This is a genomic window from Streptomyces sp. NPDC025793 (assembly GCF_055558375.1).
In genome coordinates this window covers 1-3210 of sequence record NZ_JBVHMR010000126.1, presented here as the reverse complement: position 1 = coordinate 3210, position 3210 = coordinate 1, and the positions used below count along the sequence as shown (strand labels likewise).

The window sequence follows — 3210 nt, the reverse complement described above, 5'->3', positions numbered from 1 at the left end:
CGCATCCGTGAGCTCATGTCGCCGCACCATGAAGCGCACCTGCCCAGCCGAAGAGCTGATCCACCAAACCAGCAAGAGCCATCAGAAACGGCCTAGGTGGATCAGCTCTTGGGTTGGGCAGGTGCGTGTCATGGTGCGGCGACATGAGCTCACGGACGCGCAGTGGCGGAAGATCGAGCCGTTACTGCCCGCGAACGGCAAGCCTGGCGGGCAGTGGTCCGGTCACCGCAAAGTGATCAACGGCGTGCTGTTCCGGGCCCGTACGGGGGTGCCCTGGCCGGACCTGCCTGAGCGGTACGGCCCCTGGCAGACCATCTATGAACGGCATCGCCGCTGGTCGGCGGATGGAACGTGGCGGCAGATCCTGGCCGAGTTACAGATCGAGGCCGACGCTGCCGATCCCGACGGGGCACTGGCCAAGGCGGTAGGAGCGGAGAGCGCGCAGTGCAGGCGCGAGTGGGCCGTGAACATCGACTCCACCTCTTGCCGGGCTCATCAGCATGCGGCCGGGGCCCGGCGTCGGCCGCCACGCGACTACCCGCAAAAGGGGGCGGTGCGCGTGTGGAAGCGGATGGGCGGGAGGCGCTGGGGCGCTCACGGGGCGGACTGACCAGCAAAATCCACCTGCTGTCGGACGATCGGGCCCGCCCGCTGACCTGGCAGACCACGCCGGGTCAACGGGGCGACAGCCCCATGTTCGTCCCCGTACTGGAGGGCTTACGGATCCGACGGCGCGGACCGGGCCGGCCACGCAGCCGCCCGGACCGTGTCCGCGGCGACAAGGCGTACTCCAGCCGCGACAACCGCAGCTATCTGCGACGACGGGGCATCAAGGCGACCATCGCCCAGCCCGACGACCAGCGAGCCAGCCGAAAGCGCAAGGGCCGGGCCGGCGGGCGCCCACCTGCCTTCGACAAGGCCCAGTACCGCCGCCGCAGTGCCGTTGAACGGTGCGTCAGCAAGTGGAAGCAGTACCGGGCGGTGGCCAGCCGGTACGACAAGCGCGACTACATCTTCAACGGCACCCTGGCCATCGCAGCGATCGCCATCTGGCTCCGCGACATCGTCCAAGAGCCATCAGAAACGGCCTAACGGCGGAGTATCGAGTACTGGAACACGGCAGTTGGCCGAGGATGTCCTGCTCGGCTACCTGAGCGTCGACTTCTCGTTCACCGACCGGCCGAGCCTCAAGGTCACCCTCAGCGTGGTCCTCAGGCGTGTCGCCGATGAGCGGCTCATCACCCACTATCAGGTGTCGAAGCTGAATTGACGAGCGGCGGCTGCGGTGGGACCTGCCCTGCCCGGTCTCGGCCCCACACGGCCGACGTCTCGCGGGCATGCGCCGGGTCACCGCGCTGGGGACCGGCGGCGCCGCTCCGGGCGGAGGCGCAGGCCTGCCGTCCAGACATGCTGCGTGGGAGCGCCGGATGTACGGTCGGTATACGGCGTAGGTGCGGACCTCTCAGCCGGTGAACGAGCCGGTGTCCCGTACACGCCCGGGAGTGCCCATGGCGCAGCAAGCGAACATCGCCGCACAGACCGCATTTGCAGAGGCCGTGGTCACCGGGCACCTCGACGCCCTCGACGCCATCGTCGCGCCCGATTCTGTCGATCATGACCCCGCTCCAGGACAGGCCCAGGGACCCGAAGGCTACAAAGCCATGTTCAACGAGCTGCGAGCCGCTTTCCCCGACTTGCACGTCGAGGTGGAACACTTGCTGGCCACCGACGACGAGCTGGCCTTCGCCTACATGATCAGCGGGACGCATCTGGGACCGCTGATGGGACGGTCGGCGACCGGCAAGAAGGTGAGCTACCGCGGCATGCAGATAAGCCGCTTCGACAGCGACGGCAAGCTCGTCGAGCGCTGGGGCAGCAGCGACGAACTCGGCATGCTGCGTCAGCTCGGCCTGGCCGATGCATGAACCATCCGCTGCCTCACTGCCTGCTGGCGCCAGTCGGGCCGGCGTGATGGACGCAACCGATGACTTGAACCTGGCCGCCGGCGCGGCCAGGACCCGCTGCCGTCAGGCTGCGAGCGCCATGTCCACCAAAAATGGCGGTTCCCGTAGAGGACCATCCCTTCCGGGACGTCCGCCTTGCGTGATGCCCTGATCCACTTCCACTGGTTGTCCATCCCCCAATGCGGATGCAGCTTGCAAGGGTCGGTCGGCTGGCGCAGAAGGTAGCCGTCAAACGTGGCGTACTTATCGGCGTACCACCCAGGAGGGAGACGAGACCGCCTTCGCAATCGCCTACCGGATCGTCCAATCCGGCCTGCGCGGCATCTTCGGCGACGACGCGGAGGACGAGACCGTCGACGCCTGGCTGGAGATGGCCCGCGACTTCGGGCGCTTCAAGGGCGACGGCGCGGGCTTTCGCGGCTGGATCGCGGTGGACGCGGCGACAGGGGTGTCTGAATCGTCTGTTGCACCACCTGCGGCTACGCCCTCCCGGACAAGGGCTCCGTGCGTGCGCGATGCGTGAGCGGACTGCCCACCACGGGGCAGCATGAGCCGGATCGGGCACGAATCCGGGTGGCGCTGACCAGGCAAAACAGGATTCGATCCCACTCCTAAAGGCGGGTGTGGCAGCTTCGAATTCTGCTGGAGGCACCGGCGAAATCGGCCTCGACCGATCACGGTACGGGCGTCCGGTCAGTCTCCCAGACCGATGGCGTGATCGAACGTCGGCACGGGACGCTCCCCGACGTCGGCAGAGCCATGTACATGCCCCGCGCGCCGTTCATGACCGGGTGTGTGCTCTTTTTGGCGACGTCAGGCAGCGCCTGCGCTGTGGTCAAGTGTGTGCGGCAGGCCAACGCGTAGCGGTCACAGAGAAGTTCAACGAAGCGTTCGCGAGCCGCCGTCAGCACATTCCTCGGATTTTCGTGTGCGATCGAGACGCGCGGGATGTGGGCCCGCATGCGCCCGGCCCGAGTGGTACTTAGGCTGGAACACGTTCACCCCCCAACGACATGGATTGGGGGTATGGAGGTCCCGATGACGAAGCAGTTGTCGGCGGCGACCGGGGTGAAGCACTGAGTGCGGGTGCCCGGTGCCATGTGCGACCGACTGGCAGCCGGACGCTTCGCGGCGCACCCTGTCGGTCACTTAGAGCTCATCTCATTTGGTGAGTCTGCGGTAGCAGATCAGGGTGCAGGCAATGCTGGTGAAGGCGAGGAAGTGGTCGGCTTTCCGTTCGTAGCGG

At 66.9% G+C, this 3210-nt stretch carries 3 protein-coding genes and 1 pseudogene; all 4 read left to right on the top strand.

What is annotated here, in order from left to right:
• Positions 1 to 130 precede the first annotated feature (130 nt).
• A protein-coding gene (locus tag ACZ4MF_RS48765) for an IS5 family transposase (RefSeq protein WP_467500876.1) occupies positions 131 to 1092 on the top strand; the annotation gives its coding sequence in 2 pieces (ribosomal slippage) (positions 131 to 524 and positions 524 to 1092; 963 coding nt in all).
• A 31-nt stretch (positions 1093 to 1123) separates the two neighbouring features.
• Positions 1124 to 1270 carry a hypothetical protein gene (locus ACZ4MF_RS48760; RefSeq protein WP_467500875.1) on the top strand — a complete coding sequence of 49 codons (147 nt, stop codon included), beginning with the start codon at positions 1124 to 1126 and terminating at the stop codon, positions 1268 to 1270.
• Between the two features lie 238 nt (positions 1271 to 1508).
• Positions 1509 to 1925 (top strand): ester cyclase, encoded by a 417-nt coding sequence (locus ACZ4MF_RS48755; RefSeq protein WP_467500873.1) that lies wholly within the window; start codon positions 1509 to 1511, stop codon positions 1923 to 1925.
• 298 nt (positions 1926 to 2223) lie between these two features.
• Positions 2224 to 2403: pseudogene (locus tag ACZ4MF_RS48750) on the top strand (RNA polymerase sigma factor); the annotation flags it as partial.
• Between the last annotated feature and the right edge of the window lie 807 nt (positions 2404 to 3210).